We start from the raw sequence: 18,397 nt of genomic DNA on the forward strand, positions 1-18,397 counted from the left end.
GGGGCACCCGGCCCAGGCGGGGCACCCGGCCCAGGCGGGGCACCCGGCCCAGGCGGGGCACCCGGCCCAGGCGGGGCACCCGGCCCAGGCGGAGCGTCCGCCCCGGACGGAGCGTCCGACCCGGGCGGGGTGCCCGGCTTGGATGGGGGGACCGTTGAGCCGGACGGTGCGGTTGAGCGGGGGCTTGCGGATCTGTGGGCGCGGACCGTGCCGGGGACGTCGCCGGGCTGGCGGCGCCGGTTCGCGGACGCCTTCCACGGCGCGGTCGGGGCCTCGGCCGAACTGCTGGACTTCCCCGAGCGCGCCGTCCTCGACCCGATGGAGTACCTCGGCCTGCGGCGCGAGCGCGGCGGCATGCTCTGGACGGCGCGGCTGGTCGAGCGCTCCGTCCGCGCCGAGGTCCCCGAGCGGCTCGCCGGGACGCGGCCGCTCCGCGTGATCGAGGCGTGCTTCGCCGACGTCGTCGGCCTGCGCGACGACCTGTTCCGCTACGCCCGCGACATGCGGAGGGGGTCGTCGTTCAACGTCGTCCCCGTCCTGGCGGAGTGGCTCGGGTACACCCGGCAGCAGGCGGCCGACCTCGTCGGGGACCTGCTCACTGGGCGGATGACCCAGCTTGAGGACACCGTCCGCGACGAGCTTCCCCGGCTCGCCGCGGGGGAGGGCATGACGCGCGCCGAACTCGCCTCGGTCGGCGCCTACGTGCGGGCGCTGCGCGACCACATCGCGGGCGACCTGCGCTGGCACCGCGAGACGTCCCGGTACGGCGCCCCGGAGCCGCCGGGCGTGGACTGGACGCGCCGGAGGACCCGCCGTCCGTCCACCGCGCGCACCGGACATTTCGCCGGGCGCCCCCTCGCGATGCCGTACCGGATCCAGCGCAACCCGCACCACGAGGTGTGCGGGCTCAAGTCGACCGACTGGGCGCGGCGCATGGGCCTGCTGCGCCCGAACGGCGTCCCCGGCTCCGGAGCCTGGACGGAGCGGCAGTTCATGGCCGAGAACCTGGGCTACATCTCCTCCAACGCGTTTCCGGAGGCGGCGCCGCCCCGGTTGGAGCTGGTCAGCCAATGGCTGATCTTCGCCCTCTACATGGACGACCTGGTGGTCGAGCTGTTCAAACGCGGCCGTCCGCTGGGCCCGGCCGACCTCGCCGCCGCCGAGACCCTGTTCGCCCGGTTCCCGGCGTTCATGCCCGCCGACCGCGACGCCCCTGTGCCCCGGCCGCGCAACGTCCTGGAGCGGTGCCTGGCCGACCTGTGGCCGCGCAGCGCCGAACTGTTCCCGCGCCGCGTCGACGGCCTCGGCGAGTACTGCTCCGGCCACCTGTGGGAGCTGTTCAACCTGTACCAGCGCCGCGTGCCAGAGCCGCTGGACTACTTCGACTGGCGGCGGCGCTCTTTCGCGCACACCCTCAACCTCACCTTCGTCAGGGCGTCCGCGGACGTCCGGCTGCACCCGGCCCTGTCCGCCAGCCGCCAACTCCGCGCCCTGGACAACGCCGCCATGGACGCCATGCACCTGCTCAACGACGTGTTCTCCGTCCGCAAGGAGGTCGAGGTCGAACGCTGCCTGAGCACCGCGACCCTCCCGCTAGAACGCCTCCTCGGCCAGACCCGCGCCGAGTCCCTCCGCACCCTCAACCACCTGGCGGGCGTCCGGCTGCGCCGCTTCGACCAGATCGCAACCGAGCGGCTGCCCGCCCTCACCGCCAAGCTCGGCCTGGACGCGGACGCGTGCCGGACCCTCGACCGCTACGTGGACGCCCTGCGGGCCTGGCTCGCCGCCATCCACCACTGGCACCACGCGGGCGACCGCTTCTCCACCCGGACGGCACCGCATCCGGCCCTGGGCACGTCCACGCCCCATCCGACGCCCGTCCAGGCCCCCCGCGCCTTCCGCAACACCCTGACCATCACCGACCCCGCCCCCCACTCCTCCTTGACCCCCCTGACCGAACGCCCACCCCCCACCCCAAACCCCACACACCACAACCACCCACCACACCCCTCACCCACCCCCCACCCGCCCGCTCCCCGCCCCGCCCGCCAACCAGCCGCCTGACACCCAACCACCCAACGACGAACCACCCGACGACGAACCGCCCGACTACCGAACCACCTGACTACGAACGGCCCGACAACCAGCCGCCCGACAACCAGCCGCCCGACTACCAGCCGTTCAACGACCAACCACCTGACGACCAGCCGCCGACGACCAACCACCTGACGACGAACCGCCCAACGACCAACCGCCCGACAACCAGCAGCCTGAGTCAACGACCAGCACGAACCCTCCGCCCGGGATTGTGGAGGTAGACGCCCTCCACACGCGGCGGAACGAGGGCCGCCCGACAACGAGCCGCCTGACGACCGGCCGCCTGGCTACGAGCGTGCCGCTCCACATCCCGGGCCTGGACCACTGAACGGCCTGAGCACTGCCCTCACACCGGCTTCGGTACCTCGTTCCGGGCGTCTCCGGCGCGGGGGCGGTGGGGCCGGGCAGGTGGCTGGGTGTCAGCTGAATGAGGGGCGTCTTCGGAGAACGGTGCCTACGAGGACCTCCTCGTTGGGTAGGGCGGACTCGGCGTAAGGCGCGGTGCCTCTTTCGGCTATCTGCGCCGAGGTGATGGTCAGGTCGTAGTGGGCCCACACCATGGCGGCGTCGGCCAGGCGGCGGGGGGTCGCGTGGATCAGGTGGACGTCCGGCGTATCGGCGACGACCAGCAGGACGGGCGCGCCGCGGTCCAACTGGACGGCGGTCGGGTCGTCCGGCCAGACCGCCACGCGCAGCCGCAGGCCGTCGAGGACGCGCAGCTCGCCCCAGTCGGGGACGCACACCCGGGGGCGCCCGTCCGCGCCGCCGGTGAGCATGAGGACGGGACGCCGCCGCGCCTGGGCGCTTCTGATCACGTCGAGGGAGGTCGAAAGGACGTCGGGCGAGGCTGTCATCGGCATCTCCGCCTTACGTCGAAGGTCCGCGGCCGTCCCGGAGAACGCTCTCCGAGCCGACCCCATCGTTCGAATACATGTTCGATATTACTCGATCACTACGACCTTTCGCCCCCGCCGCGACGCCACCATCCCCTGGCCCGCCAGTCACCCGAACCCGCGCCCCACAGTCGAGCCGAACCCCCACCCAGTCGACCGAACCCGTCGCCCAGCCGACCCGAACCCGCCAGGCGAGGCGAACCCGCCACCCAGCCGGACGCGCACCGCCAACCGAACCCACGCCGCCAGCCGAACCCGCGCCGTGGAGTCGGACGCGCCCCCAGCCGGACGCGCCGCCAGCCGAACCCGCACCCCCAGCCGAACCCGCGCCGTCCAGTCGGACGCGTGCCCCCAGCCGGACGTGCCCCCGGCCGAACCCACGCCGCCAGCCGGACGCGCCACCAGCCGCACCCGCACCCCCAGCCGGACGCGCGCCGTCCAGTCGGAAACGCGCTGCCCAGCCGGAAACGCGCCCCGAGCCGGAAACGCGCCGCCAGCCAAACCCACGCTGTGCAGGCGGGGGGGTTAGTCGGATGCGTCCGGGGGCTGGTCGGCGAGCGGGTATTCGACCAGGGCCAGTACTCGGCTGGCCATGAAGCGGGCCGTGCGGACCGCCGTGCCGGTGCGGGTCACCTCGCTGACCTCGACGACCCCGCGGCGGGTCGCGATCTCCACGCGGCGGCCGGCGCGGCTCGCCACCACCTCGTACGTCCGCGTTCCCTCGCCGCCGGCGTCGATCACGATCTCGACCCTGTCGCCCTTCATCGGCGCGAACCTCCGATAGTCGAACGTATATTCGACTTATACCCGGAACGTCCGCCCGCGAACCCTGGGCGCGGCGCCGAAACCGCTGGTCACAGCAGGAGATTCACGATGGCGACGAGGCCGACCACCACGATCACGCCGCGCAGCACGAGCGGCGGGATGCGCCGTCCGACCCGGGCGCCGAGGAACCCGCCGACCGTCGCGCCGGACGCGATCATCAGCACCGCCCACCAGTTGACGCGCGTGTCCGAGAACAGCCACATGAGCGTGAACAGGAGCCCGGCCGTCCCGTTCACGATGGCCGCGAGGACGTTCTTCGCCGCGTTCAGCCGCTGGAGGTCGTCGTCCAGCATGATGCCGAGCAGGGCGATGAGGATGATCCCCTGCGCGGCCCCGAAGTAGCCGCCGTACACGCCCGAGAGCAGCACGCCGACCCACAGCGCCGCGCCGCCGTGCGGGCGGTGCTCGCCCTCGCGCCGCCGCAGCATCCACCGCTGCAGCCGGGGCTGCGCCACCACCAGCACCAGCGCGATCACGATCAGCGCGATCACGATGACGTCGAACGCCCCGGCCGGGAGGCCGAGCAGCAGCAGCCCGCCGATCACCGCGCCGAGCAGGGACGCGCCGGCCAGCCGCAGCAGCCGCCCGCGCTGCCCCTTCAGCTCCTCCCGGTAGCCGTAGGCGCCGGTCGCGCTGCCCGGCACCAGCCCGATCGTGTTCGACACGTTCGCGACCACGGGCGGGTAGCCGAGCGCCACCATGGTCGGGAACGTGATCAGCGAGCCGGAGCCGACGATGGTGTTGATGCCGCCCGCGGCGATCCCGGCCGCGAAGACGACCGCCGCGTCCAGCGCGTCCACCGAGCTCAGCGGACGGACCTCGCGTACCAGCGCCCGTTCTGCCGGTCCACCGCGAGCGGGAGGCCGAACGTGCCCGACAGGTGCTCGGCGGTGAACACCTCGTCCACCTTGCCCTGCGCGACGATCTGGCCGCCGCGCAGCAGCAGCGCGTGGGTGAAGCCCTCCGGGACCTCCTCCACGTGGTGGGTGACCATCGCCATCGTCGGCGCGGTCGGGTCGTCGGCGAGGGCGGCGAGCCGGGCGACGAGGTCCTCGCGGCCGCCGAGGTCGAGGCCCGCGGCGGGCTCGTCCAGCAGCAGCAGCTCGGGGTCGGGCATGAGCGCGCGGGCGATCTGGACGCGCTTGCGCTCCCCCTCGGAGAGCGTGCTGAACGTCCGGCGGATCAGGTCGGCGCAGCCGAGCGCGTCGAGCAGCGCGACGGCGCGGCCGACGTCGGTCGAGTCGTACTCCTCCTGCCAGCGTCCGAGGATCGCGTACGAGGCGGTCAGCACCAGGTCGATGACCGTCTCCCCGGACGGCACCTTCTCCGCGAGCGACGAGCTGGCGAGGCCGATGCGGGGGCGCAGCTCGAACACGTCCGTCCGGCCGAGCTCCTCCTCCAGGATCCGGACGGAGCCCTCGGTCGGATGCATCATGGCGGCGGCGATCTGGAGCAGGGTCGTCTTGCCCGCCCCGTTCGGCCCGACGATGACCCAGCGGTCGCCCTCGTTCACCGTCCACGTCACGTCGCGCAGCAGGTTCGCCCCGCCGCGCCTGACCCCGACTCCGCGGAGTTGAAGCACCTCGCCGGTCATCGCGCGCCTTCGTCCCCTCCGGTGGTCCCTGATCCTCAGAAGAGAACTTATGCGATGCGGGACGGCCGCGGACCCCCGGCTCCCCACCGGGAAACCGCCGCCCGGCGACGCCTCCGCGCGCCCCGCTCCGGCGCGAGAGGTTCGGCGCGAGCCGCGGCGCGGACGATCGGAGCGCTTATGGTGGATCGCATGCCCATCAGGGAGTGTTGGGGACGGCAATGAGCAAGGACGCTGCGACCGCGCTGGCCGCCTGGGGCAATGCCTGGCTGACCGGACACGTCGGCCTGGACGAGGCGGTCGACGCGGTCGAGAAGACCGCTGGCCCGCAGATCCTGCGCGGCGCCTCCGCGAACGGACACGCGGCCGAGACGCCGCTCCGCGGCGCGCTCGGCGACCTGCGCGTCGCCGGGATGGCCGCGCTGCGGCTGGCCCTGCCCGAGCCGGGCGACCCGCTCGGGCTGACCGGCCCGCCCGCGTTCAACCGCGCCGCGATCGACGCGGGCGCGGCCGTCGTCGCCGTGTTCGGCGACCGGGCGGTCGGCCTCGTCCCGGCCGACGACCTGCGCGGATCGTCCTACGTCGGGATCCGCTGGACGGCCTGCGACGCGGCCCCGGCCGAGCCCGACGTCCCGCCGCTCGCCGACGCCGACCGGCAGCTCGCCCTCGCCATGCGGGACGCGACCGAGGCGCTCCTCACCGTGGACGACTTCGCGGGCGTCCCGCCCGAGATCGCCGACGCGCTCGCCGCGCTGCGCGACCCGGACCGCGGCGACCATCCGCTCGCCCCCGGCTACCCGCCCCGCGCGCACCGCGTGGCCGCGCTCGCCGGGCGGCTGTCCCTCGTCGTCGACCTCGCCCGCCGGATGGACGACCGCGGGCTCGGCGCCGACCAGATGCGGCGCCGCGGCGAGGCGCTGCGGCTGCTCGACCGGGCCGTCCGCCGGGCGCTCGTGGCGGCGTGCAACAGCGCGTTCGACCCCGTCCCGTAGCCGCGGGAACCCGCAGCCGCAGGGACCCGTGGACACGGGAACGGGGCGCCCCCGAAGGGGACGCCCCGTTCCGCCGTGAGCCGTACGGTCAGGCGCGGACCACGAGGGTGTTGCAGATCTTGTCGGCGAACGTCTGCTTGCGCTCGTCCCACAGCGGCCAGAGGAAGCCGATGTAGCAGAGGAAGCTGTCGGCGATGTGCGCGAACTTGCGGGCGATCGCCATGCCGAACCCGATCGGCTGCCCGGTCTGCGCGCTGACGAGCCGGATGCCCATCTGCCGCTTCCCGACGGACTGGCCGGTGGTGCCCTCCTGGTAGCAGATCCACAGGCCGGCGCCGATGAGCAGGGCGAAGCCGATCAGGTAGAACAGGATGCCGATCACGGCCGCGCCGCCGCCGGAGCTGGCGAGCAGGCCGCCGATGAAGTACAGCACCCAGAACGGCGCCATGAAGATGAGGTAGTCGATGATGTAGCCGCCGGCGCGCGACCCCCACTCGGCGAGCTGCCCCGCGCTGCCGTAGTGGTGGTGGTGCACCTCCTGGTAGCCGGGCGCGGCCGGGGGCGGCGCGCCGTAGCCGGGCTGGGCGGGCGGCGGCTGCTGGCCGTAGCCGGGCTGGGCCGCGGGCTGGCCGTACCCCGGCTGGGCCGGGGGCTGTCCGTAGCCGGGCTGCGCCGGGGGCTGCTGCCCGTAGCCGGGCTGCCCCGGCTGCTGGCCGTAACCGGGCTGGGCCGGGGGCTGCTGGCCGTACCCGGGCTGTTGCTGCCCGTAGCCCGGCTGCTGACCGTACGGGTCGTAGGGGTTACCCACACTTGCTCCTTATTGATTGACCCTGTGGTTATGTGACGCCCGCCGGACCCGGAGGGCTCCGCAAGTCTGTCGGAGGACCACCCTCCGGCTCAAACCCGCAGAACGCCGAACCGGGCGAGCTGCCACAGCTCCGACCCCACGAGGGCGGTGCCGAGCATCCAGGCACGGGTCTTCGGCTGGAGTGCCCACCACCGTCGTCCCAGCCCGAGGGGCGCGACCGCGACCGCGACCGCGCCGAGGAGGACCATCGGGTTCGCGAGCGCCGCCTGGGCCGGACGGCCCCCGCCGAACTCGATGAACACGGTAGTGCCCCCGCATACGGGACATGGGACTCCGGTGAGCGCCCGAAGGGGACAGAGCACGCCGGGGTCGTCGAGCCGGTGGATCCACGCGGCGCCGACGGCCGCGGCCGCCATCGCCGCGACGCGCAGCACCACACCCAGGGGTCCGTGCCGCGCCGCGGTGAGGGTCCGGCTGACGATCCCCCCGAGCGCACCTTCCGGTGCACCGGTGGCCGCCGCCCCGGGCGCTCCCCCCAACGGATCCTCCGCCTCGAAAGAAATAAAGCTGAGTGACCCGTATACCGGGTCCACCCCAAGGCGGGTCAAGTCCGGACAACGATCCGCGATCGGACCGTTACCCCGTGCGCACCGACACCGCCTCAGGGGCAAGAGTAGGACAAATCGCCAGCTACATGGGCACTCTTTCGCCCGATGATTGTCACGAAATCGACGCCGCGGCCGCGGAACGGAACACGGGATCGCGCGCGGGGCGGGACGCGCGGAAGTCACGGAGGGCGCCCGCGCGAGAGGCGCGAAAGGGCATGCGCGCGGGACGCGTGAAGGGGGGTCCGGACGGTCGGCCGGTCGGGCGTGAGCGGTTCGGGCGATCGGGCTCAGCCGGTCGGGCTCGGGCGGTCGGACTCGGGTTCGGGCGGTCGGGCTCGGGCGGTCAGGCTTGGGCGGCGGCGCCGACCACGACGGGGGGCTCCGCGCCGCGGGCGTGCTCGGCCTCGACGACGTCGGCGATGACGGCGGTGATGTTGTCCGGCCCGCCGTTGTCGCGGGCCTGCGCGATCAGCCGGTCGACGGCGCGCCGCGGGTCGGCCTCGGCGGACAGGATCTCGTAGATGCGCTGGGCGTCGACGGGACCGGACAGGCCGTCCGAGCAGAGCAGGTAGCGGTCGCCGAGGCGGGCCTCGCGCAGCCGCAGGTCGGGCTCGCGGTCCTCGCGGCCGTCCAGCACCCGGTACAGGACGTGCGACAGCCGGGACGTCTCGGCGGGGTCGGCCTGCTGGCCGGCCTGTTCGGCCTCCGCCTTGAGCAGCTCGTCCATCGTGTGGTCCTGCGTCATCTGGAACAGCTCGCCGTCGCGCAGCAGGTAGCCGCGCGAGTCGCCGACGTGCGCGAGCGCGACGGACTCGCCGGACCACAGCATGGCGGTCAGCGTCGTGCCCATCCTGCTCAGGTCGGGACGTTCCTCCCGGACGATGCGCAGCTTCTCGTTGGCCTCGGCGACGGCGCGGCCCAGCATGTCGACGAGGTCGTCGCCCTCGCGGGCGTCGGCGTCGAGCGAGCGCAGGGATCCGATGACCGTCGAACTCGCCACCTCGCCGCCCGCGTAGCCGCCCATGCCGTCGGCGACCGCGATCAGCCGCGCGCCGGCGTATCCCGAGTCCTCGTTGTTCTCTCGGTTGCAGCCGATGTCGCTTCCGGCCGCGTATCTGATTGCTACGTTCATACCAATTTCGATGACGATCCTGTCAGAGGAGTTGTATCAGTCGCGGACGTCGGCCCTACCGGTTTCCCCGACGATCCCGGCCGCGCCGTCGTCGCCGGACGAGCCGACGCCGTGCCGGACGGCGTACAGGGCCGCCTGCGTCCGATCCTGGACTCCCAGTTTCATGAGCAGATTACTGACGTGCGTCTTGACCGTCTTCTCGGACACCACGAGCGCGCGTGCGATCTCCCGGTTGGACCTGCCGCGCGCGATGTGCACGAGCACCTCCCGTTCCCGTTCGGTCAGCGCGGCGAGGCCGCGGTCGTCACCCTGGCCGGGGCCGCCGGCCGTCCCGGACCGCACCATCGCCTCGGCCGCGTCGGGCGCGAACAGGACGTGCCCGTCGTGCACGGCCCGGATCGCCTGGACGAGAGCCTGCGGGTCGACGTCCTTGTACAGGTACCCGGCGGCGCCCGCCCGCACCGCCGGGAGCACGTGCCCGCGCTCGGTGACGCTGGTCAGGACGAGGACCCGTGCCGCCACCCCACGAGCCCGCAGCTCCGTCAGCGCGGTCAGGCCGTCGGCGCCGGGCATCTTGAGGTCCATGAGCACGATATCGGGCTCCAGGGATTCGGCCAGTGTCACGGCCGACGTGCCGTCCGCTGCCTCCCCGACGACGTCGATGTCGTCCTGGATGCCGAGGAACGTGCGCAGCCCCTGCCGGACGACGGGATGGTCGTCGGCGATGAGCACCCTGATCGGCGCCTTCCCCCGCGGGCCCGGGAGGTCGTCGGCGGTCACAGCGGCACCTCCAGCCGGACGGTCGTGCCGCGTCCGGGCGCGGCGTCGATGGTGAGGTCGCCGCCGATCGAGTACGCCCGGTCGCGCATGGACGCGAGGCCGAGCCCGTTCTGCGGCTCGGCCGTGTCGGCCGGGTCGAAGCCCGTGCCGTCGTCGGCGACCTCCAGCACGGCCTGCCCGTCCGCGGTGCCGAGGCGGACCTCGACCGTCCGGGCCTTGGCGTGCCGGAGCGCGTTGTAGAGGGCCTCCTGCGTGATGCGGAACGCGACGGCCTCGTGCTCCTCCGGCAGGACGACGGCCTCGTCCGCGGCGATCCGCACCTCGGCCTCGTGCGCCCGGTCGAGCACCTCGACGTGCTTGCGCAGCGAGGACACCAGCCCGTCGGCGAGGTCCGCCGGGCGCAGCTCGAAGATCACGGCGCGCAGCTCGGCGAGCGCCTCGGCGGCGAGCCGCTCGACCTGCTCCAGTTCCCGGACGGTCCGCGCCGGGTCGCGTTCGGCCAGCGCGGACGCGGTGCGCGCGGTCAGCCGCAGCGAGAACAGCTTCTGCGCGACCGCGTCGTGCAGCTCGCGCGCCATCCGGTTGCGCTCGGCGACGACGGTCAGCTCGCGGTTGTGCTCGTACAGGCGGGCGTTCGTCACTGCGATCGCGGCGTGCGCGGCGAACAGGGTGAGGACGTCCTCGTCGTCCTTGGTGAAACCGCCGGGGGTCCGCTTGTTGGCGAGGAAGACGATGCCGAGGACGTCCTCCCCGTCGCGGATCGGCACGCCGATGAAGTCCTTCAGGACGGGATGCGCGACCGGCCACCCCTCGAACTCCGGCTCGCGGCGGATGTCGGCGAGCCGCTTCGGCGTGTCGCCCTTCAGCATCGCGGCGAGCATGCCGTGCTGGCGGGGCAGCGGCCCGATCCGCTCCCACTCCTCGTCGGAGACGCCCTCGACGACGAACTCGGCGAACGAGCCCTCGTCGTCGGGCACGCCGAGCGCGGCGTAGCGGGCGTCGAGCAGCTGCGCCGCCGCCCGGACGATCACCTGGAGCACCTCGTGCACGGACAGGTGGCGGGTGACCGCGAGCACGGCCGAGCTCACGGCGTGCAGGGTCGCGCCCTGCTCACCGCCGCAGCCGTCGCCCGTCTCCATCCGGCCTCTCGTCTCCGCTGGCCGCGCGCCCTTCCGGCGCCCGCATGTGAAGACCGTACTCTCTGTAGGGGCCTTCTCGAATCAGCCCCGGGGAGGACGCGCGCGGACGGGGCCGTCCGCTCGCCGCCGCCGCGTCCCGGGACGCGGGTCCTAGGACCATCTGACCACCGCCACCGGGGCCCGTCGGCCGATGCCGCGGTGGCCTCCGCTTCCTAGCGTCGGGGGCATGGACACCGCCCTCTTCGACACCGCCTTCGCGAAAACGGCTCTGATCACCGGGGCGTCCCGCGGGCTCGGCCTGGCGCTCGCCCGGCTGCTCGCCCGCGACGGCTGGCGCGTCGTCGCCGACGCGCGCGACGCCGACGCGCTGAAGGCCGCCCTCGGGGAGATCGACGGCGACTTCCCGGGGAGCGTCGCCGCCGTCCCCGGGGACGTCACCGACCCGGCGCACCGCGCCGACCTCGTCCGGGCGGCGGGCGACGGGCTCGACCTGCTCGTCAACAACGCGAGCACGCTCGGCCCGACGCCGCTGCCCCGGCTCGCCGACCTGCCCGTCGCGGACCTCGCGGACACGTTCGCCACGAACGTCCTCGCCCCGCTGGCGCTGATCCAGGACGCCCTGCCGCGCCTGCGGGGGCGGCGCGGCGCGATCCTCAACATCACCTCGGACGCGGCCGTCGAGGACTACGCGACGTGGGGCGGCTACGGGGCGTCCAAGGCCGCGCTGGAGCAGCTCTCGCACGTCCTCGCCGCCGAGGAGCCGGACGTCGCCGTCTGGTGGGCCGACCCGGGCGAGATGAACACCGCGATGCTCCGCGCCGCCGGGGAGGACGCGGACGCCGCGCCCCCGCCCGAAGAGGCCGCCGCCGCGCTGCTCCGCCTCGTCGCCGACCGCCTTCCGAGCGGCCGGTACCGGGCCGCTGACCTGGCCGGTGCAAGATGACCACCGTGCTGGAGCATGAGCGGAAGACGGTCCCGGCCGGCGGCGTGCTGCGCGCCGGATACCGGGGCGCGACGTTCGGGATCGTCCTGGTCGTCACGTTGCTGGCCTTCGAGAGCATGGCGGTCGGGACCGTCATGCCGGTCGTCGCGGACGACCTGAACGGCCTGTCCCTCTACGCGTGGGGCTTCAGCGCCACGCTGATCATGAGCCTGCTGTCGACGGTCCTCGCGGGCGGCTGGATCGATCGGTCCGGGCCCGTGAAGCCGCTGCTCGCCGGGCTCGCGACGTTCGTCGCCGGGCTGGTCGTCGCGGGCGCGGCGCCGTCCATGTGGCTGTTCGTCGCCGGGCGCGCCGTGCAGGGACTCGGGACGGGCGTCTCGCTCGTCGCGCTGTACGTCGTGATCGCCCGCGTGTACCCGGAGGAGCTGCGCTCCCGCGTGTTCGCGGCGCTGTCGGCGGCGTGGGTGCTGCCGTCGCTGGTCGGGCCCGGGGTCGGCGGCGTCGTCGCCGAGCACCTGGGGTGGCGGTGGGTGTTCCTCGGGCTGGTGCCGCTGGTCGTCCCGCCGACCGTGCTGCTCGTCCCGGCGCTGCGCGGGATCAGGACGGTGGACGCCGCCCCGGCCCCCGGCCGGGGCCGGTACGCGGCCGCCGTGTCGGTCGCGGCGGGCGCGGGCGTCCTGCTCTACGGCCTCGACCGCCCCGGCTGGACGCTCGCGATCGCCGCCGCCGCAGGGCTCGCGGGGCTGGCGTTCGGGCTGCCCAAGCTGCTGCCCGCCGGGACGCTCCGGCTCCGCCGCGGGCTGCCGAGCGTCGTCCTCGTCCGGGGGCTGCTGTCCGGCTCGTTCTTCGGCATGGACGTCTTCATCCCCCTCGCCCTGACCCGGCTGCACGGCTTCAGCGCGGCGCAGGCCGGGATCGTGCTGACGGTCGGCGCGCTCGGCTGGTCGGCGGCGTCCCAGATCCAGGGCCGCTCGCAACGGCCCCGCGAGTTCTACGCGCTGCTCGGCGCCGTGCTCGTCACCGCCGGGATCGTCGCCGCCGCCGTCACGCTCCAGCTCTCCGGCTGGCTCGCCGCGCCCGCGTGGATCATCGGCGGGGCGGGGATGGGCTTCTCGATCGGGAGCCTGTCGGTCCTGCTGCTCGACCTGTCCCCGGAGGAGGAGCAGGGGGTCAACTCGTCCGCGCTGCAGATCGGGGACACGCTCGGCTCGTCCCTCGTGGTGGGCGCGGCGGGCGCGCTGGTCGCCGGGTTCGGGACCGCGCGGCTCGGCACGGGCCTCGCCGTCGCCGGGACGCTGTTCGCCGTGATCGCGCTGCTCGGCGTGTTCGCCGCCCTCCGGCTGGAGGTGCGGGAATGACCGTCGAGTTCACCCTGCCGCCCGCGCTGGAGGCGCACGAGCCGCCCGAAGCGCGCGGACGGAGCCGGGACGGCGTCCGCCTCCTCGTCTCCCGCCGCGCCACGGGCGAGGTCTCCCACCACGGGTTCCGCGACCTGCCCGCGCTGCTCGACCCGGGCGACCTGCTCGTGGTCAACACGTCCGCGACGCTGCCCGCCGCCGTCCGGCTGGACCGGATCGGCGTCCACTTCTCGACTCCCGTCCCCCCGGCGGAGGACGACGACCGGCTGTGGCTGGTTGAACTGCGGCGCCTCACCGGGAAGGCCAGCAAGCCCTATTCGGGCGGCTGCCCCGGCGAGTGGATCCCGCTGCCCGGCGGCGCGACCCTCACCCTGGTCGGACGGCGCACGCGGCGGCTGTGGGAGGCGCGGCTGAGCACGGACGTCGTCCCCTACCTGCGGCGGTACGGGGTGCCGATCCGGTACGGGTACGTGCGGCGCGACTGGCCCACCGCCGCCTACCAGACGGCTTTCGCCTACGACCGGTCGTCCGGCGGGGCGGAGATGCCGAGCGCCGCCCGCCCGTTCACCCCCGAGCTGGTGACGCGGCTGGTGTCGGGCGGCGTCCACATCGCGCCGATCACGCTGCACACCGGGGTCGCGTCCCCGGAGGCAGGGGAGCCGCCGTACGCGGAGCGCTACGAGGTGCCGGAACCGACGGCCGCGCTGGTCGGACATGTCCGGAAGCGGGGCGGACGGGTGATCGCGGTCGGCACCACCGCCGTCCGCGCCCTGGAAACTTCCGTCGACGGCTCAGGGAACGTTCGAGCCGCCAAAGGGTGGACGGAACATGTCGTGACGGCCGAGGGCGGCGTCCGCGCCGTGGACGGCCTCCTCACCGGTCTGCACGAGCCGAGGTCGTCGCATCTGCTGATGCTCACGGCCATTGCTGGCCAAGATCTTCTCGCCGCGACCTACGCCGCCGCGCTATCGGAAGGCTATCTCTGGCACGAATTCGGCGACGCGAACCTGATCGTCGCGAGGTGACGGGGGCGCCCCTGCCGGAAGACCAGTGATCCACGGCCGGTACCGTGGAAAGCAGTCATGGACGTGTCAGCGCAGCGCACGCTGCTCATCACACTCACCGGACGCGACCGCCCCGGAGTGACGTCGCGCCTCTTCAGGACCCTCGCCGAGTTCCCGCTCACCGTCGCCGACGTGGAGCAGGTCGTCATCCGCGGACGGCTCGTCCTCGGCGTCCTGCTCTCCTACACCGAGGGCGCCGACATCGGCCGCGTGTGGAACACGGCCGAGCGCGTCGCGAACGACCTCGACATGGAGGTCGAGCTGTCCACCGGGCGCAGCACGCGGATGCCGAAGCGGCGCGGGCGGCTGCACGTGACCGTCCTCGGCGCGCCGCTGCGGCCCGCCGCCATGGCCGGGATCGCCGGGCTGATCTCCGCGCACGGCGCCAACATCGACCGGATCGAGCGCCTCGCGCACTACCCCGTCACCTGCATCGAGCTGGACGTCTCCGGCGCCGACCCGGACGCCCTGCGCGCCGCCCTCACCGCCGAGGCCGCCGGGCAGCAGGTGGACGTCGCCGTCCAGCAGAGCGGCCTGCACCGGCGCGCCAAGCGGCTGATCGTCATGGACGTCGACTCCACCCTCATCCAGGGCGAGGTCATCGAGCTGCTCGCCCGGCACGCCGGGTGCCTCAACGAGGTCGCCAAGGTCACCGAGGCCGCGATGCGCGGCGAACTCGACTTCGAGGGGTCGCTGCGCGAACGCGTCGCGCTCCTCGCCGGGCTGGACGCCGCCGCCGTCGACGCGGTCCGCGGCGAGGTCAGGCTCGCCGCCGGGGCCCGGACGCTCGTCCGGACGCTGAAGCGGCTCGACTACAAGTTCGCGGTCGTCTCCGGCGGCTTCACCCAGGTCACCGACGCCATCGTCGAGGACCTCGGGATCGACTACTCGGCCGCGAACACCCTGGAGATCGTCGACGGCAAGCTCACCGGCCGCGTCACCGGCCCGGTCATCGACCGGGCGGGCAAGGCCGCCGCGCTCGAACGCTTCGCCCGCGAGGCGGGCATCCCGATCAGCCAGACCGTCGCGATCGGCGACGGCGCCAACGACCTCGACATGCTCCAGGCGGCGGGCCTCGGCATCGCCTACAACGCCAAACCGGTCGTCCGGGAGGCGGCCGACACCGCGGTCAACGTCCCCTACCTGGACACGATCCTCTTCCTCCTCGGCATCTCCCGCGAGGAAGTGGAGGCCGCGGACGCCCTCGACTCCCAGGGCGGTACCTCCGCTCCTGGGTAGACCCCCTTTGTGATCAAGCGGGTGCGGGAGGCGTACGCCCTCGCCGGCGGGGGGTCGGCGGCGCCGTTCTACGGGCTGGCCGCCGCGCTCGCCATGGCCGTCCCGCTGTTCGCCGGGGCGGTCACCGGGCACGGCCCGCAGGGGTCGATGATCGCGCTCGGCGCGTACCTGGTCGCGCTGCGGACGCCGGAAGGCCCGTACGGGGCGCGGGCCAGGGACCTCGCGGTCGGCGTGCTCGTGGTCGCGCTCGGGTCGACGGCGGGCGGGCTGCTGAGCGGGCACACCTGGCTCGCGGTCGCGGCCGTCCCGCCGCTGATCGCGCTCGGCGTCGCCGTCCCGCGGATCGGGTCGACGGCGGGGCTCGCGGTGCTGCTCAGCGCGGTCCGGCCACCGTCCGCGGACGTGATCGGGATCGGGCTGCTGGAGCTGATCGGCGGGCTGCTCACCGCCGGGCTGCTGCTCGCGCCGTGGCCCGCGCGGCGGCTGCGCCCGCTGCGCGCCGCGCTCAGCGAGGCCGCCGACGCCGTCGCCGAGGCGCTGGACGCGGTCGCGCAGGACGTCGTCGCCGCCGACGCCGCCCCGCTCGACGCCGTCGAGCTGACGAACCCCGACCTGCTGGACGTGACCCGCATCCCCGACTGGGAGGCCAAGCGGCGGACCGCGTCCGAGGCGCTGACCTCGGCCCGCGCCACGTACGCGCTGTACCGGACGGGACGCGGGCGCGGCGACCCGACGCGTCCGGAACGGCTGATCGACGCGCTCGGCCGCGTCCTGCACGAGACGGTGACGCTCCAGGCCGTCATCGAGGCGGCGAAGAACTACCCGCCGGACCGCGACTGGGAACTGGAGACGCAGACGGCGATCTGGGCGCTCGCGGCGCGGCTGCGGCTGCTCGCCGGGGCGGTCGGCACGGCGGGCGAGGCGCCGCTCGGCGGGGAGGAGTCCGCGGCCGTGCGGCGGCTCGGCCGTGCCGCCGAGCACATCAGGCGCGCCGGGCTCGCCGGGGACGAGGACCTCATCGCGGTGTCGCTGATCGGGCAGGTGAACCGGTCGGTCGTCCGGATCGCGGGCGAGATCGCGTCCACCCGGCGGATCGTCGCGGGCGGGCTGCGGTTCGGGGTCGGCCCGCCGCGGCTGCCGCAGACCCTCGACCCGATGCCCGTCTGGACCCAGGCGCGCCGCGCCGTGCGGACGCGCTCCCCGATGTTCCGGCAGGTGGCCCGGGTGTTCGTGACGGCCGTCGCGGCGATGGCCATCGCCGCCGCGCTGCACCTGTCGCACGGCCACTGGATGACCGTCACCGCGATGCTGAGCCTGCGCGCCACCTACGGCGAGACCGTCGAACGCCTCGTGCAGCGCGTCGGCGGCACCGCGGCCGGGGCCGTCGTCGCGGCGCTCATCCTGACGCTCGCCGCCGACCAGCCCACCACCGCGCTGATCGTGTTCGGCTTCGCGCTCGCCGGGTTCGCGATGCGGTCGGTCAGCTTCGCCTACTGGGCGCTGTTCGGGACGCCGCTCGCGATGATGCTGCTCGACTTCTCCACCCCGGCGGGGTGGGCCACGGCCGGGGAGCGGATCGTGCTGACCTTCGCCGGGACGCTGATGTCGTACCTCGCCGTCCGGCTGCTGTGGCCCGCCGGGTACCTGGAGCGGCTGCCGGTCCGGCTGGAGCGGCTGCTCGACACGCACGCGGAGCTCGTCCGGACGACGGCGGACGTCCTGTCCGGGGAGCGCGTCCGGCTGCCGCACGACCGGATCGTCGGCGCGGAGCGGGCGGCGGAGGCCGTCGCCGAGGCGGGGACGCGGCTGGGGCAGGAGCGCGTCCTGGACGAGGAGCTGATCGCGATGCTGGAGACAGCCGTCGACGCCGCGCACCGCACCCGCGACCATCTGATCGCCGTCGCCCGGCTGTCCCGGGAGGAGGCCGTGGACACCGGGCCGATGCCCGAGATCCTCGACCGCCTCGCCGACCAGTTGGAGGAGACCGCCGACCTGGTGGAGGAGCCCGAGGACCGTGATCCCGGGGAGCCGTCGCCGGTGGAGGAGCTGAGCGAGGAGCTCGCCGACCTCGACTCCCACCTGTCGACGCTGACCCGGCGGCGGCGCGCGGAGATCGCGTCGGGGGGCGGCGGGGAGGACATGACGCCCGTCCAGCACGCGTTGCTGCAGGTGTCCGGGACCCGGCACACGATCGGGGCGCTGCGCCGCGACACCGCGACGGTCATCGAGTCTTCGCTGGACGCGGTCGATCGGCTCCAGGAGCGTGATCGGGGGACTTCTCTGCTGCTACGCCGCTGAGGTTGTGTTGGGGTGGGCGTAGGCGTGGGGGGTTAGTCCTTCGGGGTGCGGACGGCGCGGAGCGTGCCGACGCCGGGGCGGGCCTCCGCCCATGTGGCGGGGAGGTCGATCACGGCGAGCGCGCAGGTCGGGAACGCGTCCGGGGACTCGCCGGTCAGATCGTGGACGAGCTGGTGCACGGACGGGTTGTGCCCGACGAGCAGGGCGCGTTCCGCGTCGTCCGCGACGCGGTTGACGAGGGCGAGCAGGCCCTCCGGGTCGTTGTCGTAGATCCCGGACTCGAAGCTCACCTCGGCCTCGACCCGCAGGAGCGCGAGCGTCTCCCGCGTCCGCGCGGCCGGGGAGCACAGCACCGCGTCGGGGACGAGGTCGTTCGCGCGCAGCCAGTCACCGGTCGCCGTGGCGGCCGCGCGGCCGCGATCGTTCAGGACGCGGTCGATGTCCGGTGTCCCGAAGCCCGCGACGGCCTTCGCGTGGCGGAGCACAATGAGCGTCGGCATGATCGTCACCCTACTCAGCGGGGCCGTCCACGCACTACACGGACTGCGTCGACTGCGGGCGCCGGGCGGACTCCGCGGTCACGGCGACGACGGGCAGGCGAGCAGGCGGGTACGGGACGGTGCGGCGGTT

The 18,397-nt window shown here is 74.1% G+C and carries 17 protein-coding genes; 7 read left to right on the top strand and 10 right to left on the bottom strand.

All coding sequences use genetic code 11. The annotated features are described in order from the left end of the window. Window positions 1-129 precede the first annotated feature (129 nt). Window positions 130-2,064 (top strand): terpene synthase family protein, encoded by a 1,935-nt coding sequence (locus tag ACH01S_RS21160; protein ID WP_255220306.1) that lies wholly within the window; start codon window positions 130-132, stop codon window positions 2,062-2,064. A 452-nt stretch (window positions 2,065-2,516) separates the two neighbouring features. On the opposite strand, the gene ACH01S_RS21165 is transcribed toward ACH01S_RS21160, so the two are convergent. The 4 genes from ACH01S_RS21165 to ACH01S_RS21180 form a co-directional block, all read right to left on the bottom strand. Further along, window positions 2,517-2,951 carry a hypothetical protein gene (locus tag ACH01S_RS21165; protein WP_148344154.1) on the bottom strand — a complete coding sequence of 145 codons (435 nt, stop codon included), beginning with the start codon at window positions 2,949-2,951 and terminating at the stop codon, window positions 2,517-2,519. A gap of 564 nt (window positions 2,952-3,515) precedes the next feature. Then, window positions 3,516-3,755, bottom strand: coding sequence for a DUF8836 family protein (locus ACH01S_RS21170; RefSeq protein ID WP_067893879.1), 240 nt, complete (start codon window positions 3,753-3,755; stop codon window positions 3,516-3,518). Between the two features lie 89 nt (window positions 3,756-3,844). Beyond that, window positions 3,845-4,615: a sulfite exporter TauE/SafE family protein gene (locus ACH01S_RS21175; protein WP_067893881.1), complete on the bottom strand. Its 771-nt coding sequence runs from the start codon at window positions 4,613-4,615 to the stop codon at window positions 3,845-3,847. Window positions 4,616-4,620: 5 nt separating this feature from the next. Next, window positions 4,621-5,409, bottom strand: coding sequence for an ABC transporter ATP-binding protein (locus tag ACH01S_RS21180; protein WP_067893883.1), 789 nt, complete (start codon window positions 5,407-5,409; stop codon window positions 4,621-4,623). A gap of 218 nt (window positions 5,410-5,627) precedes the next feature. On the opposite strand from ACH01S_RS21180, the gene ACH01S_RS21185 reads away from it, so the two are divergent. After that, window positions 5,628-6,398 carry an Rv1486c family protein gene (locus tag ACH01S_RS21185; protein ID WP_067893885.1) on the top strand — a complete coding sequence of 257 codons (771 nt, stop codon included), beginning with the start codon at window positions 5,628-5,630 and terminating at the stop codon, window positions 6,396-6,398. Between the two features lie 88 nt (window positions 6,399-6,486). Here the strand turns inward: ACH01S_RS21185 and ACH01S_RS21190 are convergent, their stop codons facing one another. From ACH01S_RS21190 to ACH01S_RS21210, 5 genes are all read right to left on the bottom strand, one after another. Further along, entirely contained in the window at window positions 6,487-7,206 is a 720-nt protein-coding gene (locus ACH01S_RS21190) for an RDD family protein (RefSeq protein ID WP_067893888.1), read from the bottom strand. An 89-nt stretch (window positions 7,207-7,295) separates the two neighbouring features. After that, window positions 7,296-7,622 carry a DUF2752 domain-containing protein gene (locus ACH01S_RS21195; RefSeq protein ID WP_083980971.1) on the bottom strand — a complete coding sequence of 109 codons (327 nt, stop codon included), beginning with the start codon at window positions 7,620-7,622 and terminating at the stop codon, window positions 7,296-7,298. Between the two features lie 535 nt (window positions 7,623-8,157). Continuing rightward, entirely contained in the window at window positions 8,158-8,946 is a 789-nt protein-coding gene (locus ACH01S_RS21200) for a PP2C family protein-serine/threonine phosphatase (protein ID WP_083980949.1), read from the bottom strand. 36 nt (window positions 8,947-8,982) lie between these two features. Then, window positions 8,983-9,726, bottom strand: a complete 744-nt coding sequence (locus ACH01S_RS21205; RefSeq protein WP_083980950.1) for a response regulator — start codon at window positions 9,724-9,726, stop codon at window positions 8,983-8,985. Next, window positions 9,723-10,865: a GAF domain-containing sensor histidine kinase gene (locus ACH01S_RS21210; protein WP_067893891.1), complete on the bottom strand. Its 1,143-nt coding sequence runs from the start codon at window positions 10,863-10,865 to the stop codon at window positions 9,723-9,725. The genes ACH01S_RS21205 and ACH01S_RS21210 overlap by 4 nt, the downstream gene beginning before the upstream one ends. Window positions 10,866-11,091: 226 nt before the next feature. Between ACH01S_RS21210 and ACH01S_RS21215 the strand changes: the two genes are divergently transcribed. From ACH01S_RS21215 to ACH01S_RS21235, 5 genes are read left to right on the top strand one after another with little or no spacing between them, the layout of a single operon-like run. Beyond that, a complete protein-coding gene (locus ACH01S_RS21215) occupies window positions 11,092-11,808 on the top strand; it encodes an SDR family NAD(P)-dependent oxidoreductase (RefSeq protein ID WP_067893894.1) in 717 nt (238 codons plus the stop codon). Continuing rightward, window positions 11,805-13,166 carry an MFS transporter gene (locus ACH01S_RS21220; protein ID WP_067893897.1) on the top strand — a complete coding sequence of 454 codons (1,362 nt, stop codon included), beginning with the start codon at window positions 11,805-11,807 and terminating at the stop codon, window positions 13,164-13,166. Before ACH01S_RS21215 ends, ACH01S_RS21220 begins: the two co-directional genes overlap by 4 nt. Next, the gene (locus tag ACH01S_RS21225) at window positions 13,163-14,191 is read left to right on the top strand and encodes an S-adenosylmethionine:tRNA ribosyltransferase-isomerase (protein ID WP_067893900.1); all 1,029 of its coding nucleotides are present in this window, start codon (window positions 13,163-13,165) and stop codon (window positions 14,189-14,191) included. Before ACH01S_RS21220 ends, ACH01S_RS21225 begins: the two co-directional genes overlap by 4 nt. A gap of 57 nt (window positions 14,192-14,248) precedes the next feature. Continuing rightward, entirely contained in the window at window positions 14,249-15,469 is a 1,221-nt protein-coding gene (gene serB, locus ACH01S_RS21230) for a phosphoserine phosphatase SerB (RefSeq protein WP_067893903.1), read from the top strand. Window positions 15,470-15,478: 9 nt separating this feature from the next. Further along, window positions 15,479-17,767, top strand: a complete 2,289-nt coding sequence (locus tag ACH01S_RS21235) for an FUSC family protein (RefSeq protein WP_148344155.1) — start codon at window positions 15,479-15,481, stop codon at window positions 17,765-17,767. 32 nt (window positions 17,768-17,799) lie between these two features. On the opposite strand, the gene ACH01S_RS21240 is transcribed toward ACH01S_RS21235, so the two are convergent. Beyond that, window positions 17,800-18,267 carry a SixA phosphatase family protein gene (locus tag ACH01S_RS21240; protein ID WP_067894239.1) on the bottom strand — a complete coding sequence of 156 codons (468 nt, stop codon included), beginning with the start codon at window positions 18,265-18,267 and terminating at the stop codon, window positions 17,800-17,802. Window positions 18,268-18,397 lie beyond the last annotated feature (130 nt).

Origin of the sequence: Actinomadura chibensis NBRC 106107 (genome assembly GCF_001552135.1) — a bacterium.
In the GTDB taxonomy this organism is placed as follows: Bacteria; Actinomycetota; Actinomycetes; order Streptosporangiales; family Streptosporangiaceae; genus Spirillospora; species Spirillospora chibensis.